Source organism: Leptotrichia sp. OH3620_COT-345 (assembly GCF_003932895.1).
Taxonomy (GTDB): Bacteria; Fusobacteriota; Fusobacteriia; order Fusobacteriales; family Leptotrichiaceae; genus Pseudoleptotrichia.
This window is the reverse complement of record NZ_RQYW01000219.1, coordinates 1-226: the sequence shown is the minus strand read 5'-3', so window position 1 is coordinate 226 and position 226 is coordinate 1. Positions and strand designations below refer to the sequence as shown.

1 protein-coding gene is annotated in these 226 nt (G+C 30.5%); it reads left to right on the top strand.

Annotation, left to right across the window (positions count from 1 at the left end; translation table 11 throughout):
• Window positions 1–226 (top strand): hypothetical protein (locus EII29_RS12585; RefSeq protein ID WP_158612586.1); only part of this gene is annotated, 226 nt, incomplete at both ends.

Sequence of the window (226 nt, the reverse complement as noted above, 5' to 3'; positions counted from 1 at the left end):
GCCTTAACTTTAACCGGAAAAATAATAGATAATAAAAATGGGATAATAAAAGGAAACATAAAGAAAATAAATGCGGATAAGCTCATAAATGATGAAGGGCAGCTATTATCCAATGAAAAGATAGAAGGAATAATAAAGGAGACAAGTAATATAAGAGGGGAAATATCAGGCAATGAAGGTATAAAGCTGATAGGTGAAAAACTTAATAACCTTACGGGAGTAATAA